The 1,357-nt window shown below is 69.2% G+C and carries 1 protein-coding gene; it reads right to left on the bottom strand.

The annotated features are described in order from the left end of the window. On the bottom strand, window positions 1-1,357 hold a 1,357-nt coding region (locus OOZ19_RS29915; RefSeq protein ID WP_266093523.1), incomplete at both ends, for a SpnB-like Rossmann fold domain-containing protein.

Here is a 1,357-nt window from a genome sequence, read left to right as displayed (position 1 = left end):
GTGCGCCGTGCACGGCCACGAGATGCCGGCAGACCAGAGCACCGAGGGTTCCGGTGGCCCCGGTGACCAACACCGTGCCTTCCGAAACACCTGCCCCCGACGAACCCTCCACCGCCACCCGCCCGAGACGGGGCACCAACAACGCCCCCCCACGAACAGCCAGCTGCGGCTCCCCGACCACCACCCCACCCGGCAACGACCCCGCATCATCGACATCGACCAGGAAGAACCGGCCGGGGTTCTCCGACTGCGCCGACCGCACCAACCCCCACACCGCCGCACCCGGCAGATTCGTGACGTCCTCCTCGTGGGACGCCGCGATCGCACCACGAGTCACGAACACCAACGGCACATCGTCCAAACGAGGATCGGCCAACCACTCCTGCAACAACACCAGCGTGTCGCGCGTCGCCGTGTGCACCGCCGCAGCCAGATCACCCTCGTACGTCCGCGCGACCACCACCGCCCCAGGCGGCACCACCGGCATGGACGCGATGTCAGCGTAGGAAGGCGCCTCGCCTGCCACGCCGAGGTCGTCGGGGCCCAGAACAACCCACTCAACCCCAACCGGCCCAACAGCAGCAGGCTCCCAACCCACACCGAACAACAAATCGCGACCGGCGGTACGGGATCCGATCAGTTCCGCCTCGGACACGGGCCGAAGCACCAACTCACCGATCCTGGCCACCGGCTGCCCGGCGCCGTCGGCGAGATCGACCGAAACCGTGTCTGTGCCGGTTGAGGTGATCCGCACGCGCAGCGTGGAAGCGCCCACCGCGTACAGGGAGACGCCGCGGAAGGCAGCCGGTATCCGCGCTGCTTCGCCGAGCCCCGCCGCGTGCAACGCGGCGTCGGACAGCGCCGGGTGCAGACCGAACCCGGTGGTCACCGCCCCATCCGGGAGGGCCACCTCGGCGAACACCTCGTCGCCGGACCGCCACGCCGCCGTCAAACCCTGGAACAGCGGCCCGTAATTCCAGCCCGTCTCTGCCAGGTCGCTGTAAAAGTCCTGCACGTCAACGGGTTCGGCGCCAGGTGGCGGCCACTGCTCCAACCGCACCGGCTCCCCTTGCGGACCCGGCACGAGAACGCCCGTCGCATGGAGCAGCCACTCTCCATCCACGCGCGAGTGCACCGTGAACGGACGACCGCCCGACTCATCCGCCAACGCCACGGCCACCTGGATCTGAACCGCCGCGGACGCCAGCACCAGCGGGGCCGACAACTCGAGTTCCTCGATCCGACCGCCGCCGACTTCGTCTGCGGCCCGTAACGCCAACTCGAGGAATCCTGTGCCGGGGAAGAGGGTCGATCCCAGGATTGTGTGGTCGGTGAGCCAGGGGTGGGTGTGCAGTGA

The organism is Saccharopolyspora sp. NFXS83 (assembly GCF_026241095.1).
Lineage (GTDB): Bacteria > Actinomycetota > Actinomycetes > Mycobacteriales > Pseudonocardiaceae > Saccharopolyspora_C.
This window is presented reverse-complemented; position numbering and strand designations above follow the sequence as displayed.